The sequence below is a fragment of the Pseudomonas sp. MF5691 genome (genome assembly GCF_016405645.1).
In the GTDB taxonomy this organism is placed as follows: domain Bacteria; phylum Pseudomonadota; class Gammaproteobacteria; order Pseudomonadales; family Pseudomonadaceae; genus Aquipseudomonas; species Aquipseudomonas shahriarae.
Genome location: NZ_JAEKDC010000007.1, coordinates 148,711 through 165,266 on the forward strand (window position 1 = coordinate 148,711; position 16,556 = coordinate 165,266).

16 protein-coding genes are annotated in these 16,556 nt (G+C 60.9%); 10 read left to right on the top strand and 6 right to left on the bottom strand.

What is annotated here, in order from left to right; genetic code table 11:
* The first annotated feature begins 44 nt into the window (after positions 1–44).
* Positions 45–326, top strand: coding sequence for a hypothetical protein (locus tag JFT44_RS12870; RefSeq protein ID WP_057441276.1), 282 nt, complete (start codon positions 45–47; stop codon positions 324–326).
* Here JFT44_RS12870 and JFT44_RS12875 read toward each other — a convergent pair.
* Complete coding sequence (locus tag JFT44_RS12875) at positions 323–2,377, bottom strand: S9 family peptidase (RefSeq protein WP_198830779.1); 2,055 nt, start codon at positions 2,375–2,377, stop codon at positions 323–325. The genes JFT44_RS12870 and JFT44_RS12875 overlap by 4 nt on opposite strands.
* 90 nt (positions 2,378–2,467) lie before the next feature.
* Between JFT44_RS12875 and JFT44_RS12880 the strand changes: the two genes are divergently transcribed.
* The 3 genes from JFT44_RS12880 to JFT44_RS12890 are packed head-to-tail and all read left to right on the top strand — an operon-like array spanning position 2,468 to position 4,293.
* Positions 2,468–2,932 (top strand): MFS transporter, encoded by a 465-nt coding sequence (locus tag JFT44_RS12880; RefSeq protein WP_225923868.1) that lies wholly within the window; start codon positions 2,468–2,470, stop codon positions 2,930–2,932.
* Between the two features lie 30 nt (positions 2,933–2,962).
* Positions 2,963–3,739, top strand: a complete 777-nt coding sequence (locus JFT44_RS12885) for a class II glutamine amidotransferase (RefSeq protein WP_057441274.1) — start codon at positions 2,963–2,965, stop codon at positions 3,737–3,739.
* A gap of 11 nt (positions 3,740–3,750) precedes the next feature.
* Positions 3,751–4,293, top strand: a complete 543-nt coding sequence (locus tag JFT44_RS12890) for a DUF2937 family protein (RefSeq protein ID WP_057958812.1) — start codon at positions 3,751–3,753, stop codon at positions 4,291–4,293.
* 525 nt (positions 4,294–4,818) lie between these two features.
* On the opposite strand, the gene JFT44_RS12895 is transcribed toward JFT44_RS12890, so the two are convergent.
* Positions 4,819–5,745: a LysR family transcriptional regulator gene (locus JFT44_RS12895; RefSeq protein ID WP_057958814.1), complete on the bottom strand. Its 927-nt coding sequence runs from the start codon at positions 5,743–5,745 to the stop codon at positions 4,819–4,821.
* 178 nt (positions 5,746–5,923) lie between these two features.
* Here JFT44_RS12895 and JFT44_RS12900 point away from each other — a divergent pair, with 178 nt between their 5' ends.
* Genes JFT44_RS12900 through JFT44_RS12910 form a run of 3 tightly spaced genes read left to right on the top strand, consistent with a single transcriptional unit; the run spans position 5,924 to position 8,279 of the window.
* Positions 5,924–6,667 carry a 5-oxoprolinase subunit PxpA gene (locus tag JFT44_RS12900; RefSeq protein ID WP_057958815.1) on the top strand — a complete coding sequence of 248 codons (744 nt, stop codon included), beginning with the start codon at positions 5,924–5,926 and terminating at the stop codon, positions 6,665–6,667.
* Positions 6,664–7,368, top strand: coding sequence for a 5-oxoprolinase subunit PxpB (gene pxpB / locus JFT44_RS12905; protein ID WP_170045512.1), 705 nt, complete (start codon positions 6,664–6,666; stop codon positions 7,366–7,368). The genes JFT44_RS12900 and pxpB overlap by 4 nt, the downstream gene beginning before the upstream one ends.
* Positions 7,365–8,279, top strand: a complete 915-nt coding sequence (locus JFT44_RS12910) for a biotin-dependent carboxyltransferase family protein (protein WP_198830780.1) — start codon at positions 7,365–7,367, stop codon at positions 8,277–8,279. Before pxpB ends, JFT44_RS12910 begins: the two co-directional genes overlap by 4 nt.
* A 116-nt stretch (positions 8,280–8,395) precedes the next feature.
* Here the strand turns inward: JFT44_RS12910 and JFT44_RS12915 are convergent, their stop codons facing one another.
* The 3 genes from JFT44_RS12915 to JFT44_RS12925 all read right to left on the bottom strand — a co-directional run bounded on the left by JFT44_RS12915 (position 8,396) and on the right by JFT44_RS12925 (position 11,625).
* The gene (locus tag JFT44_RS12915; protein WP_057441266.1) at positions 8,396–9,574 is read right to left on the bottom strand and encodes a VWA domain-containing protein; all 1,179 of its coding nucleotides are present in this window, start codon (positions 9,572–9,574) and stop codon (positions 8,396–8,398) included.
* Positions 9,575–9,585: 11 nt separating this feature from the next.
* Positions 9,586–10,431 (bottom strand): MoxR family ATPase, encoded by an 846-nt coding sequence (locus JFT44_RS12920; protein WP_029292347.1) that lies wholly within the window; start codon positions 10,429–10,431, stop codon positions 9,586–9,588.
* 117 nt (positions 10,432–10,548) lie between these two features.
* On the bottom strand, positions 10,549–11,625 hold the full coding sequence (locus tag JFT44_RS12925; protein ID WP_057958818.1) for a DUF748 domain-containing protein: 1,077 nt from the start codon (positions 11,623–11,625) through the stop codon (positions 10,549–10,551).
* A gap of 125 nt (positions 11,626–11,750) precedes the next feature.
* Here JFT44_RS12925 and cysK point away from each other — a divergent pair, with 125 nt between their 5' ends.
* From cysK to JFT44_RS12940, 3 genes are all read left to right on the top strand, one after another.
* The gene (gene cysK / locus JFT44_RS12930) at positions 11,751–12,725 is read left to right on the top strand and encodes a cysteine synthase A (RefSeq protein ID WP_057958819.1); all 975 of its coding nucleotides are present in this window, start codon (positions 11,751–11,753) and stop codon (positions 12,723–12,725) included.
* 205 nt (positions 12,726–12,930) lie between these two features.
* Complete coding sequence (locus JFT44_RS12935) at positions 12,931–13,869, top strand: aspartyl/asparaginyl beta-hydroxylase domain-containing protein (protein ID WP_057441260.1); 939 nt, start codon at positions 12,931–12,933, stop codon at positions 13,867–13,869.
* A gap of 689 nt (positions 13,870–14,558) precedes the next feature.
* Complete coding sequence (locus JFT44_RS12940; protein WP_198830781.1) at positions 14,559–15,419, top strand: DMT family transporter; 861 nt, start codon at positions 14,559–14,561, stop codon at positions 15,417–15,419.
* A gap of 30 nt (positions 15,420–15,449) precedes the next feature.
* Here the strand turns inward: JFT44_RS12940 and JFT44_RS12945 are convergent, their stop codons facing one another.
* Entirely contained in the window at positions 15,450–16,346 is an 897-nt protein-coding gene (locus tag JFT44_RS12945; RefSeq protein ID WP_120732165.1) for a DMT family transporter, read from the bottom strand.
* Between the last annotated feature and the right edge of the window lie 210 nt (positions 16,347–16,556).

Below are 16,556 nucleotides of genomic sequence, written 5' to 3' on the forward strand. Positions count from 1 at the left end.
GAGTAGCCTTGGGACTGGTTAACAGTCAGGCCATGGAGCCATCGATGAAGTGCAGCATTCTAGCGGTCATTGTAGGAAGTGTGCTCACATTGGGTGCCGCACATGCCCAGCAGTTGCAACCGGTGCCGAACACGCCGGCGACCACCACCGGCGCGCCGGGCACTGCAACGCCGACCCCCTATCCGCAAATCACCCCGCCAACCGCACCCAAGCCACAAGGGGCCGGGGTGCCGTTGCCACCGATTGAAATGCCCAAGCCGCCCAAGGACCAGACCTTGCCCGGCCTGCAGCAAAACGACAGCAAGCCGAAGGCGGCGGGCTCTTAAACCAGCCCCAGGGCCTTGAACACAAAGGCGTATTCCAGGGCCACATCACGCAACCCCTGGTAACGCCCGCTCATGCCGCCATGGCCGGCGCCCAGTTCGGTCTTGAGCAGCAGCAGGTTGTCGTCGGTCTTGGTGGCCCGCAGCTTGGCCACCCATTTGGCGGCTTCCCAGTACTGCACGCGGCTGTCGTTATAGCCGGCGATCACCAGCATCGCCGGGTAGGCCTGGGCGCTGACGTTTTCGTAGGGCGCATAGGCCTTGATCCGCTCATACACCTCGGGCTCCTGTGGGTTGCCCCATTCGTCATATTCGGTGACGGTCAGTGGCAGGTCCGGGTCGAGCATGGTGTTGAGTACATCGACAAAAGGCACTTCGGCAATCGCCGCCTGGAACAACTCCGGGCGTTGGTTGAGCACGGCACCGATCAACAGCCCGCCGGCGCTGCCGCCGCTGATAGCCAGTTGTTTGGAGGTGGTCAGGCCCTCGGCGATCAGGTGTTCGGCGCAGGCGATAAAATCGCTGAACGTGTTTTGCTTGTGCTCCTGCTTGCCGGCGCGGTACCAGGCTTCGCCCAATTCGCCGCCACCGCGCACATGGGCAATGGCAAACGCCACGCCACGGTCCAGCAGGCTCAGGCGCGCATGGGAAAACCACGGGTCGAGGCTCGAACCGTAGGCGCCGTAGCCGTACAGGTACAGCGGCGTTGGCTGGCCCACCTGGTCGCGCTTGACCACCAGGCTGATCGGCACCTGGGTACCATCGGCAGAAGTGGCCCATAGCCGCTGGCTGACATAATCGTCGGCATTGAACACGCCCAATACCGGGGTTTCCTTGAGCACTTGCTGCGCGCCGCTGGCCAGTTCCAACTGGCGGACCTGGGCCGGACGATTGAGTGCTTCATAGCGCAGGCGGATCTTGTCGCTGTCGAATTCCAGGCTGTTTTGCACGTACAGGCTGTAGGCCGCGTCTGGTAATTCCACGCGGTAAGTCGGCAGGCCTTGTGGGTGCACGTCGATTACCGGCAAGCCGCCAATGCGCAGGCTCAGGGTCATGGCCCGGGCGTTGAGGGTCACGCCATCGAGCATCACTGCGTCATCGTGGGCAATCAGGTTGTGCCACTGGTCTTCAGTGGGCACGCGGCCGTTGTCAGCCGCCTGGAACAGCGCAAAGTTGATGCCATCGCGGTTGCTGCGGATAAACCAGGTCCATTGGTCGTCCAGCTTGCCGTGGTCGACATCGTATTCATGGCCTTCAACCCGTGGCGCCAGGCAGGCAAATGCCTGTTGCGGCTGCTCGGCGTCCAGGGCCCAGACTTCGCTGGTGGTCTTGCTGCCCAGCGACAGCAGCAATTGGCGCTCGGAACTGGAGCGGTAGCAATGCAGGAAAAAGCGCCCGTCGGGCTCGTGAAACACTTCTTCGGCGGCGGTGCCGTCCAGCCGATAGCGATACAGCTTGTGCGGGCGATGGGTGTCGTCCAGTTCACCGAAGAACAGCGTCAGGCTGTCGTTGGCCCAGGTCATGCTGCCGTCGCAGTCTTCGAAGGCCAGTTCACTGACCTTGCCTGAAGACAATTCCTTCACGTACAGGGTGTAGATCTCTTCGCCATTGGTATCCAGGCTGTAGGCCAGGCGCTTGTGGTCCGGGCTGATGCTGAAGGCACCGAGGGAGAAAAAACCACCATTGGCCAGCACATTCGGGTCCAGCAGCAATTCTTCGGCGCTTTCGTCGATCTGCTGGCTGTCGTCGGCCGGGCGTGGGCAGCGGTAATGCCGCGCGTATTCGTCACCGGCAGTGGTGCGTGTGTAATACAGGTACGGGCCCCAGGGCGAGGGCAGTGACAGGTCGGTCTCGAGGATACGGCCCTTGATTTCCTGGAACAGGCTTTCGCGCAACGCGCTCTGCTCCTCAAGTTGCGCCTCTTGCCAGGCATTTTCGGCCTTGAGGTAGTCGAGCACCTCGCTGTTGTCGCGCTCCTGCAACCAGGCGTACGGGTCCTGGCCTGAATCCTGGCGGGCAATCGGGGCGGCAGCGGCGTGGGTCGATGAAGGCATGGATCACTCTCTGTCTGGGGGTGGGCCGACGGCGTTGCAGCCGTGGCACTCAAAAGCCGTTATCATACGGGCCTGTTTGCCTACCTTGCCATGGACACCATGACCGAGAACGACTATCTGACCGCTTGGGGCCTCTACGCCTTCGCCGCTTTGGGCTGCCTGCTGGTGTGGTTTCGCCTGACCCGCTGGATCTGGCGCTGGCTGCGCGAACCGCTGCGGTTGCTGATGGCGGTGCTGCTGTTGAGCCCGACCATTGTCGACCCGGTCAAGGAGCAATTCGCCCCGGCCGTGGCCATCACCGCCCTGGATCTGTTGCTCAAAGTGGGCAATAACGCCTGGCGGGCGGTGTCCGACTTGCTGATGTACGCCATGATCGCCTTTGGCCTGTACCTGGTCTTTGTGCTGATCCGCTGGCCCATCGAACGTGCCGCCAAGGCCCGGCGTGAGCAGAAAGCCGCCGCTGCGGCAGCGGTTGCGGCCGAGCCTGAGGACGACGAACCCTATGGCCGTGCGCCGGCCCCCGTCAGTGGTATGCGGGTCGAACCGCGTCTTTAACGTTGTTTGCCCAGCATCGAGAGTCCTGGCATGTGTGAATTATTGGGCATGAGTGCCAACGTACCGACCGACATCGTGTTCAGCTTCACCGGGCTGATGCAGCGCGGTGGGCGCACCGGGCCGCACCGCGATGGCTGGGGCATTGCCTTCTACGAGGGCCGTGGCTTGCGGCTGTTCCAGGACCCGGCGGCCAGCAGCGAGTCGGAAGTGGCGCTGCTGGTGCAGCGTTATCCGATCAAGAGTGAAGTGGTGATTGGCCATATCCGCCAGGCCAACGTCGGCAAGGTGAGCCTGTCCAATACCCATCCGTTCGTCCGCGAGTTGTGGGGGCGCAATTGGTGTTTCGCCCATAACGGTCAACTCGCCGACTTCACGCCCCGGGCCACGTTCTACCGCCCGGTGGGCGATACCGACAGCGAAGCCGCCTTCTGCGACCTGCTCAACCGCATCCGTGAGGCGTTTCCCGAGCCCGTGGATATCGAGCAGGTGCTGCCGGACCTGATCGCCGCCTGCGCCGAATACCGCAGCAAGGGCGTGTTCAACTGCCTGCTCAGTGATGGTGATTGGCTGTTTTGCTACTGCTCGACCAAACTGGCGCAGATCACCCGGCGCGCACCCTTTGGCCCGGCGCGCCTCAAAGATGTCGACGTGATCGTCGATTTTCAGGCCGAAACCACGCCAAACGATGTGGTGACGGTGATTGCCACCGAACCCTTGACCGAAAACGAGACCTGGACCCGTTACGAACCGGGCCAGTGGAGCCTGTGGCGGCGCGGCGAATGCGTCAGCCAGGGCACAACTGCATAAGGACGTTGATTATGTTGCTCAGCTATCTGCGCCTGGTGTTGTTTGCCATTGGCTTGTTGGTCGGGGTGCAAGTCCCGGGGTTTATCAACGACTACGCCAAGCGGGTCGAGGCCCATTTGATCGAGGCCCAGACCGGCCTGCGCGGTTTTGAAAGCACTGCGCAGCAGTTCTTCAAAGGCGATTTACAGGCCCTGGTCGCCCATTACCGCGCCAGCGATGACCCGGTATTTCGCAGCGATGCCAACAGCCTCGGCAGTTTGCTCGATCGCCAGGTGGCGTTGGACAAGCAGTTCCAGGCCATGCAGGGACCGTGGTACATCCGCGCCTTGCAGGTGGCGGTGGCCGCCGACCCGGATATCCGCCGGGAAACCTGGAATGGCTACAGCTACCAGATCCTCCTGACCCCCGAGGCCATGGGCTGGGGATTGGGCGGGGCGATGCTGCTGTCGTTCGGCCTGGAGTGCCTGTTCCGTTTGATTGACTGGGTGGTGCTGGGCGGCAAGCGTCTGCGCCAGAGCCGGCCGATTGAAGAGCGGGACCTCAAAGGCCTCTGAGTACGCCACAGATCCCAAGGTTGGAGCCAGCTCCCACCGGGAGGAATGCAGCTTCACGCTCTGGCTCTGCTTTTGATCCGGCTTTTGATCTGGCTTTTGATTTGGCTTTTGATCTTGATCTTAGGCGCCCCGTTAAACCACGATGGCCGCAGGCAGGTATTGCGCAGTGGGCACCCCGGCATGGATGCCGGGGTAGCCGCGACACGGCCATGGATGGCCGATCGCGGCGGGCCCACGGAGCAATGCCTGACTGCGGGCATGCCGAGCCTAGGCGAGGCACCGAGTGGTGGGGCAAGAGCGTTTTGCTTACTTTGGCGCTTCTCCAAAGTGAGCCGCCGTAAGGGCGGAACCCTAAGCAGCCGTGACCGCAGCAATGGATATGTACACATACCCAGAGAGTAGTTGTGTAGATACCCATGCTGCGATAGCGTCACCGCGATGCAACTGATGTACCGAGGTGCTTGCATCGCAGGCAAGCCAGCTCCCACACAAACCAGCTCCCACACAAGCCCGCGCCTGCTAGGTTTAATCGGGTTTCTTCTGGTTGAGCACCATGCGCTCTTCACCCACTTCCTCGGCATACCGCGCCGCTACGCTTTGGCACAGCGCGACGATTTCCTCCACCAACTCCACCCCCACCCGCCACGACACCACCACCTGCAGGTTCGGCAAGCGCTGCGCCATGGGCAGCAATATCAACTCACCCCGCGCCAACTCTTCGCTGACCAGCACCGGCGGCATCGCGCCGATACCGAAGCCGTCGCGCAGCAAGCGGGTGATGGCCGACACCGAGTTCACGCAGTTCATGCGCGGCGCCGCGACGCCATGGGCTTGCATCAGGCTCAGTACATCCTGGTGCGGATGGGAGTTTTTCGAGTAGGTGATGATCCGTTCCTGGGCCAGTTCGGCGAGGGAGGTGTAATCACGGTTGTAGATAGAATGGCTGGCGACGATCCAGCCCATGGGGTGGCTGGCCAGCTCCAGGCTGCGCACCGATTCCTGGCGCAGCAGGTCGGTTTGCAGGATCAGGTCGAGAAAGCCTTTTTGCAGCTGATCGCAGAGGTTCAGCGCGGTATCGGCGACCAGCTCGATTTCCACCAGGGGGAAATGGTTCATCAACTCGGTCACCAAGGGGCTGAGCCAGGTATGGATCACCGTGTCCATCACGCCGATACGGATGCGTCCGACCTTGCTGCTGGTGGTTTCCAGCGACTGCTTGAGCCCCTGCATGGTGATCATCATCTGCTCGGCATACTCGAGCACCTTCACCCCATCCGGGGTCAGGCTCACGCCACGCGAGTCACGCAGGAACAGTTTCACCCCCAACTCGCCTTCCAACACCGCAATGCGGCTGGAGATCGAGGCCTGGGTGGTGAACAGCTTCTCTGCCGTGAGCCGGAAGCTCTTGAGTCGGGCCACCCAGACGAAGGTTTCGAGGAACTTCAAATTCATGGGATCAACTTTTTCTTATGCATGGATCGGTTTTTATTAGTTGGACGCAACAGGGGCTGCGCGCCAAAAATCGGGCTGTCTCACGATAAGCGTCGTCGGGGCTCAGGACAACATCGTTGCGAGATCTTGGTAAAAGATCCCACACTACAAAAAAATAAAGCCTACAGGAGTCTTCACCGTGAGCCGCCTGCTATTGAACTGCGACATCGGCGAAAGTTTTGGTGCCTGGACCATGGGTCTGGATGCCGAGGTCATGCCATTCATTGATTGCGCCAATATCGCCTGCGGCTTCCACGCCGGCGACCCGAGCATCATGCGCAAGACCGTCGCCCTGGCGTTGCAGCATGGCGTGCAGATCGGTGCGCACCCGGCGTATCAGGACCTGGCAGGTTTTGGCCGGCGCTCCATGGCCTATGCACCCCAGGAAATCCAGGACCTGCTGCATTACCAGATCGGTGCCCTCGATGGTATTTGCCGGGCCCAGGGTGGCCGGGTCAGCTACGTCAAACCCCATGGTGCGATGTACAACGACATGATGGCCAAGCCTGCGCAACTGCGTGCAGTGATCCAGGCCGTGGCGGCGTATGACGCCAGCCTGCCCTTGATGCTGATGGCCACCCGTGACAACAGTGCCGCCCAGGCCTTGGGGGATGAGTACGGCGTGACCCTGTGGTTCGAAGCTTTCGCCGACCGCGCCTATGACAACGCCGGGCATCTGGTCTCGCGGCAGTTGCCGGGCGCGGTGCATCACGATGCACAGGTCATTCTCGAGCAGGCCTTGACCATTGCCCGTGGCGATACCCTGGTTGCCAGCGACGGCAGCCCCTTGCTGCTGCAGGCCAACACCCTCTGCGTGCATGGCGATAACGCCAGCTCGGTGGCGGCGGTGCAGCGTATTCGCCAGGCGTTGACGCCAGCATGAACCCACGGATTGAAGTGGTAGCCATCGACTGCCTGATGGTGCGCCTGTTTGACGTGATCGCCGAAGACAACATGCCCTGGATGCTCGCTGCCACGCGCCGCCTGCGCGAGGGGTTTGGCGCGGCGCTGGTGGACCTGGTGCCTTCCTACACGACCCTGATGGTGCATTACGACCTGCTGGCGCTGAGTCCGGCACAGGCGCGGGAACTGATCAATCAGGCCCTCACGGGCTTGCAGCCCCAGGCCCAGGGCAGCGGGCAGTGTCATGTCTTGCCGGTGTGGTACGACCTCAGCGTCGGCCCTGAGCTGACCTTGCTCGCCCAGCGCAGCGGGCTTGCGGTCAACGAGGTGATTCGCCGCCACAGCCAGCATCAATACCAGGTCTTCGCCCTTGGTTTTGCCCCCGGTTTTGCCTTTATGGGGCTGGTGGAAGAGCAACTCGCGGCGCCGCGTCTGGGCACCCCGCGCAAACGGGTGGCGGCGGGCAGCGTCGGCATCGCCGAGCGTCAGACCGCAGCCTATCCGGTGGAATCCCCGGGGGGCTGGAACCTGATCGGGCGCACCCCGGCCAAATTGTTCGACCGCGAACGCGACGGCTACAGCCTGATGCAGCCGGGCGACAGTGTGCGTTTCGAAGCCATCGGGCGTGCTGAATTTATCAACCTGGGTGGCGATGACACGCCCTTGGAGGCCCAGGTATGAGCCGCTTGTTGATCGAGGCCAGCACCGCGCTGTGCTTGTTGCAGGATGCCGGGCGTTTTGGTGTGCGGCATCTGGGCGTGACCCAGGGCGGCGCGCTGGATTGGGTGTCGATGTCCTGGGCCAACTGGCTGCTGGGCAATCCGCTGGATGCGTCGGTGGTGGAAATCACCCTGGGCGGTTTTACCGTGCAGGCCGAGGAGCTTTGCGTGCTGGCCCTGGCCGGCGCGGACCTGGGCGCGTACATCGACGAGCGCGCCATCAGCCCAGGCCGCAGTTTCATTCTGCAAAAAGGCCAGCGCTTGCGCTTCACCCAACCCCACAGCGGTGCACGGGCTTACCTGGCGGCGCCGGGTGGGTTTGACGCGCCCAAGGTGCTGGGCAGTTGTGCCAGTGTCGGGCGCGAAGCCCTCGGCGGGCTGGACGGTTTTGGCCGGGCCCTGGCTGAAGGTGGGTCCCTGGTGTATTCCGGTACCGGCAGTCAGTTGCGTGAGTTGCCGGTTGAGCAGTTGCAATCCAACGCGCCCCTGGACGTGATCCTCGGCGCGCAGATCGGCCAGTTCAGTGGCCAGAGCCTGTTCGATGCCTTCAATACCGAATGGACCCTGGACAGCCGCGCCGACCGCATGGGCATGCGCCTGCTGGGCACGCCGTTGGCGTATCAGGGGCCGTCGCTGATCTCCGAAGGCATCCCGTTGGGTGCGATCCAGGTACCGCCGGATGGGCAGCCGATTGTATTGCTCAATGATCGCCAGACCATTGGCGGCTATCCGCGATTGGGGGCGTTGACGCCATTGGCGTTGGCGCGCCTGGCCCAGTGTCTGCCGGGGGAGAAGGTGAGGCTGGCGCCGGTGATGCAGGAGACGGCGCATCGCGAGCATCTGAGCTATTTGCAGCGATTTACGAATCGCTAAAGGCATCGCAGGCAAGCCAGCTCCCACATTTGGGCTGCATTCACAAAGCAAAATATGTGAATGCATGCTGAATGTGGGAGCTGGCTTGCCTGCGATAGCGGCGGTGAATCCACCCCCTACTTGGAGAGAAACCGCATCCCCTCTTCAAGCCCGCGCAAGGTCAACGGATACATCTGGTCCTCAATCAAATCCCGCACGATATTGGTCGACGAGGTATAGCCCCAGGTGTCTTTCGGGTACGGATTAATCCAGATCAGCTTCTTGTACTTCTCCATGAAGCGTTGCATCCACACATACCCCGGCTCTTCGTTCCAGTGCTCCACGCTGCCACCGGCCTGGGTGATTTCGTAGGGGGCCATGGCCGCGTCACCGATAAAGATCACTTTATAGTCGGCGCCGTACTTGTGCAGCAGGTCCTGGGTCGAGGTGCGCTCGGAAGTGCGGCGCATGTTGTTCTTCCACACCGATTCATAAATGAAGTTGTGGAAGTAGAAGTACTCCAGGTGCTTGAACTCGGTCTTGCAGGCCGAGAACAGCTCTTCGCAAGTCTTGACGTGGGCATCCATCGAGCCGCCGATGTCGAACAGCAACAGCAGCTTGACCGTGTTGCGCCGTTCCGGGCGCATCTGGATATTCAGCAGGCCGGCGTCACGGGCGGTGTGGTCGATGGTGCCGTCGATATCCAGCTCTTCGGCTGCACCCTGGCGCGCAAACTTACGCAGGCGGCGCAGGGCCACCTTGATATTGCGCGTGCCCAGCTCCACCGAGTCATCGAGGTTCTTGTACTCGCGCTGGTCCCAGACCTTGACCGCCTTGCCCTGGCGCTTGCCGGCATCGCCCACGCGAATGCCCTCGGGGTTGAAGCCGCCGGAACCGAACGGGCTGGTGCCGCCAGTACCGATCCACTTGTTGCCGCCGGCGTGGCGCTCCTTCTGTTCCTCCAGGCGTTTCTTGAACTCTTCGATCAGCTTGTCCAGGCCGCCCAGGGATTGAATCTGCGCGCGCTCTTCATCGCTCAGCGAACGCTCGAACTCCTTGCGCAACCAGTCTTCGGGAATCAATGCCTGCAAGTGGTCGTCGAGTTTCTCCAGGCCATTGAAGTAGGCGCCGAACGCCCGGTCGAACTTGTCGAAGTGGCGTTCGTCCTTCACCAGGATCGCCCGGGACAAGTAATAGAACTCGTCCATGTCAGCGAAGGTCACCCGTTGTTTCAGGGCGTTGATCAGGTCCAGCAGCTCACGTACCGAGACCGGCACCTTGGCTGCACGCATTTCATTGAACAGGTTGAGCAGCATGGCAAAAGCCCTTATCGAGTGCCGCGACGGCTCATGAACGCCAGGCGCTCAAGCAGTTGCACATCTTGCTCGTTTTTCACCAGGGCGCCGGCCAGGGGCGGGATGGCCTTGGTTGGATCACGCTCGCGCAGCACCGCCTCGCCGATGTTGTCGGCCATCAGCAGCTTGAGCCAGTCCACCAGCTCGGAGGTGGAGGGCTTTTTCTTCAGGCCGGGTACCTTGCGCACGTCGAAGAACACGTCCAGCGCTTCGCTGACCAGGTCTTTCTTGATGTCGGGGTAATGCACGTCGACGATTTTCTGCAGGGTGGTGCGGTCGGGGAAGGCGATGTAATGGAAGAAGCAGCGACGCAGGAAGGCGTCCGGCAGCTCTTTCTCGTTGTTGGAGGTAATGATGATGATCGGGCGCTTCTTGGCCTTGATGGTCTCGTCGATTTCGTAGACGTAGAACTCCATCTTGTCGAGTTCTTGCAGCAGGTCGTTGGGGAACTCGATATCGGCCTTGTCGATCTCGTCGATCAGCAGGATCACCCGCTCCTCGGACTCGAAAGCCTCCCACAGCTTGCCTTTCTTCAGGTAGTTGCGTACGTCATGGACCTTGTCCACGCCCAGTTGCGAGTCGCGCAGGCGGCTGACCGCATCGTATTCATACAGGCCCTGGTGCGCCTTGGTGGTGGACTTGATGTGCCAGGTGATCAACCGCGCGCCAAACGATTCGGCCAGTTGTTCGGCAAGCATGGTCTTGCCGGTGCCCGGCTCGCCCTTGACCAGCAGCGGACGCTCCAGCGTGATGGCAGCGTTGACAGCCAGTTTCAGGTCATCGGTGGCAACGTAGGCCTGGGTGCCTTCGAACTTCATTTCTCAATCCTCGAACATGACGCCGGTAGTCAGCATGCCTGCGACTATAGCGCGCAGCCCCGGTGACTGTGAACGCAGACGGGTTATTCAGTCTCTGAATGACCAGTCACGCCAGGGTCACTCCGCACTGGGTTTGGGTTGTTCGTAGCGGGCGTTGAACGCCTGGACGAAACCATTGCGCAAAATCTGCAAAAACGCCTGGAACGCGCTGATATCTTGCTGGTGAACGCTGCCGCTGAGTTCCACCCGGGTGGCGAACTGGTTTTTGCTCTGGTTCTTCAGCACGGTTTCGCTGGCACCGACCACGGCTTCCCAGATCGAGCGGAAAATCCCCTTGTCCTGGTTCTCCACGTCCTGTTGCCAGTCAAACACCTCCACATCCCGCAGCAGCGGCTTGATATAGCCGGTCAATTGGGCTTTTTCAGCCTGGGCTTCGATCACCACGTCGCCGGTGCCGGCATTGAAGTCGAACTTGCCGTAGGCCGAGGCGAAGTCGTTCATGCGCTTGAGCTGGATATCACGGGCGCGCAAGCGGAACTCGAAGTCTTCAAAATTGCTCAGCGGGTCGAAGGTCGCGCTGGCTTCCAGCGGCGCATGCCCCAGTAACAGGGCCTTGCCGTCAAAGCGCGCATCGCGCTTGCCTTCGACGTCCACCACGTTGGTCAGGTTGTAGAAGCTGGCATTGACCTGGGTGGCGCCCATATTGACCGGCGGCTTGGAGCTGAAGTTGTGGAAGGCGATCTTGCCGTCGTCGATCCGCACTTCGTTGAGGGTGATGGGCAGCAGCTTGCCCAGTTGGGCGCGCCAATCGGTGCCGCGACCGGTCTGGGACGCCTGTTTGTTGGCGCCGCCGTCGACGAAGTTGAGTTCCGGCTTGACGAATTGCACTTCGGCCACCACCGCGTGGTCGTACCATAAGGAATGCCAACTGACCGACAAGTCGATCACTGGCGCCTTGACGAACGGCACGGGCACCTTGCCATCGACCTTGACGATCTGCAGGCCATTGATCCGGTACGCGCCGCGCCACAGGGCCAGGTCGACATCGGTCACCTGGCCACGGTAGTCGCCCATGTCGGCGAGTTTTTCATTGAGGTAGTTGCGCACCAGGTAGGGCAGGGCGATATCCAGTGCCACCAGCACGACCACCAGCCCGGCGACCGTCCATATCGGCCAACTGTAGCGACGCTTCATAGGTTGTTCCTCCCTGTGTATAGGCGATTGACTACACAGGCAGCGGCAACGTTCCTCGACTGGACGCCTTGGAGTACGAGGCATACCCTTGTTGCCTTCCTGAAAACCGCCTAAAGGACCCCGCCATGAGCCGCATTTTTGCAGACAACGCGCACTCCATCGGTAACACGCCCCTGGTTCAGATCAACCGTATCGCGCCCCGTGGCGTGACCATCCTGGCCAAGATCGAAGGGCGTAACCCTGGGTATTCGGTGAAGTGCCGGATCGGCGCGAACATGATCTGGGACGCGGAAAGCAGCGGCAAACTCAAGCCGGGCATGACCATCGTCGAGCCGACCTCAGGCAACACTGGGATTGGCCTGGCCTTTGTCGCCGCGGCCCGTGGCTACAAATTGTTGCTGACCATGCCCGCGTCCATGAGTATCGAGCGGCGCAAGGTGCTCAAGGCCCTGGGTGCCGAACTGGTGCTGACCGAGCCGGCCAAGGGCATGAAAGGCGCCATCGAGAAAGCCAGTGAAATCCTTGCCAGCGACCCGGCGACCTATTTCATGCCGGCCCAGTTCGACAACCCGGCCAACCCGGCCATCCACGAAAAAACCACCGGCCCGGAAATCTGGAACGACACCGATGGCGCGGTGGATGTGCTGGTGGCAGGCGTTGGCACGGGCGGGACCCTCACGGGTGTATCGCGCTATATCAAAAACACTGCAGGCAAGCCGATCCTCTCGGTGGCGGTGGAGCCCATCAGCTCGCCGGTGATTACCCAGGCGTTGGCTGGCGAAGAGATCAAGCCCAGCCCCCACAAGATCCAGGGGATTGGCGCGGGTTTTGTGCCGAAGAACCTTGATCTGTCGATGGTGGACCGGGTGGAGTTGGTCAGTGACGACGAATCCAAGGCCATGGCCCTGCGGTTGATGCAGGAGGAAGGCATCCTGTGCGGGATTTCCTGTGGCGCGGCCATGGCGGTGGCGGTGCGTCTGGCCGAGAAACCGGAAATGCAGGGCAAGACCATCGTGGTGATCCTGCCGGACTCCGGTGAGCGCTACCTGTCGAGCATGCTGTTCAGCGATCTGTTCACCGATCAGGAAAACCAGGCCTGACGTTGCAGGTGTCGGTGTACCGAAATCGGGTTGATCCATATCAGCCCGGTTTTATGCCTCATATGCATAATTGATTGTTCGCCGCGGGCCCCTTAAAACGGATTGTTGGATAACGCGGGTTTTTCCTCCGGCCCGGAGTGTTTATCATGGCCGGCTGCTATGTCTGGTTTCCCGCTGCCGGGAGGCTATTTCCAGGAGTTGCTGCATGACCTTTTCTTTGGCCGCCAAGCTGTCGGTGCTGTTGCTGTTTATCGGCAGTACGCTGTACGTGCATTTGCGCGGCAAGGCACGTTTGCCGGTGCTGCGCCAGTTCGTCAACCATTCGGCCTTGTTCGCCCCTTACAACGCCTTGATGTACATCTTCTCGGCGGTGCCGTCCAAGCCCTACCTGGACCGCAGCAAGTTCCCCGAGCTGGATGTGCTCAAGGACAACTGGGAAGTGATTCGCGACGAGGCCATGCACCTGTTCGACGAAGGCTATATCCGCGCCGCCGAGAAGAACAACGATGCCGGTTTTGGCTCGTTCTTCAAGAAAGGTTGGAAGCGCTTCTACCTCAAGTGGTACGACAAACCGCTGCCGTCGGCCGAGCTGCTGTGCCCGAAAACCGTGGCCCTGGTCAGCAGCATCCCCAACGTCAAGGGCGCCATGTTTGCGCTGTTGCCCGGTGGCAGCCACCTCAACCCCCATCGCGATCCGTTTGCCGGCTCCCTGCGATATCACTTGGGGTTGTCGACACCCAATTCCGACGACTGCCGCATTTTCGTCGATGGCCAGATCTACGCCTGGCGTGATGGCGAAGACGTGATGTTCGACGAAACCTACGTGCACTGGGTAAAGAACGAAACCGAGAAGACCCGGGTGATTCTGTTCTGTGATATCGAGCGACCACTGAGCAACCGGCTGATGACCCGCATCAACCGTTGGGTCAGTGCCCAGCTAGGCCGTGCAACCGCGCCACAGAATCTGGATGACGAGCGCGTGGGCGGGATCAACCAGGCCTATGCCTGGAGCAAGAGCTTCAGCGATCGCTTCAGTGGGGTGGTCAAGCAGTGGAAGCGCAAGCATCCCAAAGCCTATCGCATCATGCGGCCGGTGTTGGCGGCGGTGGTGGTTGTGGCGTTGGTGTATTGGTTATTTGGCTGATGGGTTCAAAAAAACCGCTCGTATGAGCGGTTTTTTTATACGTTCTCCCATGCAGCCTCCACAATTGATCATTAATTGAACATGTTTTCGAAGCTATTCGTTCTCTACCGCTATCACAAGCCTGCTCCGTGAATCGAAGTCAAAGCCCAGGTTTTGATAGAGGGGAGATGCGTCGATGCAGTAGCAAGGCGTAAGGCTTTGGATCGGTAGAGCTGGAATCGCAAGGCGTCGCGTGTTTTTGGCATTGGCGGTCATGAGTCGAAAGTCTCCTTAAGTGGAGTGCGTTGGTTTTTCCCAAGGCTAGAGGTGGTTTCTCAACGTGTCCTTACTGGTCTTTTGGCAAAGCCATTGCAAAGCGTGTCGCCGGCTGGTTATAGTCGGCGCCAGGTGTTTCGCAGCACCTTTCATCCCTTCAAAAAAGATCAGCCCATGCCTGCATCCCCATGCATAGCGGTAGTCGATTCAGCGGTCAACGCTGCAGTCGTGCCGTGCGGGAATCAGCAGCTTGTGCAGATCAGTCATTACCCCCCACCTGTCAGTAGCACGCCGGTGTACGCAGTCGTATCACCGCCGGGCGTTGGCGTTTCGGGCTGATCAGCAAACCGCTGTTCCCCGTTGCCCGCCTGTACCGAACCTACTGAATTTCAGCCTTGGCTGAGTTGGCTTTTTGCCTGACTACAGGTGTTCTTATGTCTGTTATTTCGAAACAATCCGTGGCCGCGGCGGCCTCGACGAGCCTGTTTGTCCTGCTGTGGAGCAGCGGGGCGATTTTCTCCAAGTTGGGCCTGGCCCATGCGTCACCCTTTGCCTTCCTGTTGATCCGCTTTGCCATTGCCCTGGCGGGTCTGGTGCTGCTGGTGCCGATCCTCAAGCTGCAGTTGCCGCGCACGGGCAAACCGCTGTGGTATGCGGCGGCCACCGGGCTGGTGCTATTGGGGGCCTATCAGATTTTTTATCTGCTGGCCCTGGACCTGAAGGTCACCCCCGGCGTGATGGCGACCATCATGGGTGTGCAACCGATCCTCACCGTGGTGCTGATGGAGCGCCAGCGTTCATGGCGCCGGATGTTCGGCCTGGCGTTGGGGTTGGCGGGCCTGATCATGGTGGTGTACCAGGGCATCGGTCTGGCCGGCATGTCCCTGGCCGGCATGCTGTTTGGTTTGCTGGCGCTGGCGAGCATGACCCTGGGCTCGATCATGCAGAAGCGCATCACCGATAACCCATTGGGCACCTTGCCGGTGCAGTACCTGGCGGGCTTGTTGTTGTGCGCAGTGTTCGTGCCGTTCCAGCCCTTTGCTTTCGAGCACAACAGCGGCTTCTACCTGCCGGTGCTGTGGATGGGGCTGGTGGTGTCTGTGTTGGCGACGCTGCTGCTGTACCGCCTGATTGCACGGGGTAACCTGGTGAATGTCACCAGCCTGTTCTACCTGGTGCCGGCAGTCACTGCGGTGATGGACTACCTGATCTTCGGCAATCGGCTGGCAGTGCTGAGCGTGCTGGGGATGGGTTTGATCATCATTGGGTTGGTATTCGTCTTCCGTAAAGCATGATCCCCCTGTGTAGGAGCCGGAAGCCGGCTCCTACACAGCTTTGATCAATTTCCCCGGCCGCAGCACCAGCCACAATGCCCCCGCGATCAACATCCCGCCATACAGGTGCGCCATGGACAATGGCTCATCCAGCAGCAACGCCCCCCACAACACGCCGAATGGCGGAATCATGAAGGTGACCGTCATCGACTTCACTGGCCCGATGGAGGTCAGCAAACGGAAGTACAAGATGTAGGCGAACGCCGTACACAGCAGCCCCAGGCCCAGCAACGACAACCACACATTCCAGCCGCCCCAGCTGGCCGGCGGATGGCTGATGGCGTTCCAGCCAAACCAGGGTAAGAGAAACAATGTGGCGCCGAGCATGCTGCCCAGTGCTGAAAGACGGCTGTCCAGGCCACCCTGTTGATCCAGCCAGCGGCGCGCCAGGAAGCCGGCGAAGCCGTAGCAGGTGGTGGCCAACAGGCAGGCGAGGGCGCCCATCAGCAGTTCCAGGTCAAATGCCACCGGCCCGGCCCGCGTCAGGATGCCTACGCCGAACAGCCCCAGGCACACCCCGGCGATCTTCGAGGGGGTCAGCCGTTCATGGAAAAACAGCCCGCCAATCAACACCCCCATCAACGGCGTCGTCGCATTGAAAATCGCCGAGTAACCCGCCGGCAAGACCTGGGCCGCCACCGAATACATGGTGGCGGGAATGCCCGAGTTGATCACCCCCAGCAACAGCACGGTCTTGAACTTGCCCTGGAAGTCCCAGCGCACCCGCAGTAGGGCCAGGATCACCAGCAGGCCGGCGGCGGCTATCGAAACGCGGAAAAACGCCGTGGGCAGCGTACCGATTTCCGGTGCGATGATTCGCATGAACAAAAAGCTCGCGCCCCAGATGGCGGCCAGTACCAGCAGGTACAGGGTGTCGACAGGTCTCACGGACAACTCCTTCTTAACCAGGGCGAGAGTGTTGCCCAGGGGCCTGCCTGACACAATCTTTTACGTATCCACTGCACAATAAAGCGCGTCACCCAGCCACTGAGGTGCACGGCCAGGGTTTGAAGCCCCTCTATCCGGGACACAGCTCCCAGCAAAAATTGTACTTCTCCTGGCTGCGGACACTGGCTAATCTCAGGTCTTCCGAATGCC

What these genes read in the sequence shown, in the direction of transcription:
- JFT44_RS12890 (WP_057958812.1), top strand. Translation starts at nt 3,751, where the DNA reads ATGTTGCTCAGCTATCTGCGCCTGGTGTTGTTTGCCATTGGCTTGTTG.
- JFT44_RS12875 (WP_198830779.1), bottom strand. Translation starts at nt 2,377, where the DNA reads ATGCCTTCATCGACCCACGCCGCTGCCGCCCCGATTGCCCGCCAGGAT.
- JFT44_RS12910 (WP_198830780.1), top strand. Translation starts at nt 7,365, where the DNA reads ATGAGCCGCTTGTTGATCGAGGCCAGCACCGCGCTGTGCTTGTTGCAG.
- JFT44_RS12920 (WP_029292347.1), bottom strand. Translation starts at nt 10,431, where the DNA reads ATGAAGTTCGAAGGCACCCAGGCCTACGTTGCCACCGATGACCTGAAA.
- JFT44_RS12925 (WP_057958818.1), bottom strand. Translation starts at nt 11,625, where the DNA reads ATGAAGCGTCGCTACAGTTGGCCGATATGGACGGTCGCCGGGCTGGTG.
- JFT44_RS12885 (WP_057441274.1), top strand. Translation starts at nt 2,963, where the DNA reads ATGTGTGAATTATTGGGCATGAGTGCCAACGTACCGACCGACATCGTG.
- JFT44_RS12870 (WP_057441276.1), top strand. Translation starts at nt 45, where the DNA reads ATGAAGTGCAGCATTCTAGCGGTCATTGTAGGAAGTGTGCTCACATTG.
- JFT44_RS12935 (WP_057441260.1), top strand. Translation starts at nt 12,931, where the DNA reads ATGACCTTTTCTTTGGCCGCCAAGCTGTCGGTGCTGTTGCTGTTTATC.
- JFT44_RS12915 (WP_057441266.1), bottom strand. Translation starts at nt 9,574, where the DNA reads ATGCTGCTCAACCTGTTCAATGAAATGCGTGCAGCCAAGGTGCCGGTC.
- JFT44_RS12895 (WP_057958814.1), bottom strand. Translation starts at nt 5,745, where the DNA reads ATGAATTTGAAGTTCCTCGAAACCTTCGTCTGGGTGGCCCGACTCAAG.
- JFT44_RS12880 (WP_225923868.1), top strand. Translation starts at nt 2,468, where the DNA reads ATGGACACCATGACCGAGAACGACTATCTGACCGCTTGGGGCCTCTAC.
- cysK (WP_057958819.1), top strand. Translation starts at nt 11,751, where the DNA reads ATGAGCCGCATTTTTGCAGACAACGCGCACTCCATCGGTAACACGCCC.
- JFT44_RS12940 (WP_198830781.1), top strand. Translation starts at nt 14,559, where the DNA reads ATGTCTGTTATTTCGAAACAATCCGTGGCCGCGGCGGCCTCGACGAGC.
- pxpB (WP_170045512.1), top strand. Translation starts at nt 6,664, where the DNA reads ATGAACCCACGGATTGAAGTGGTAGCCATCGACTGCCTGATGGTGCGC.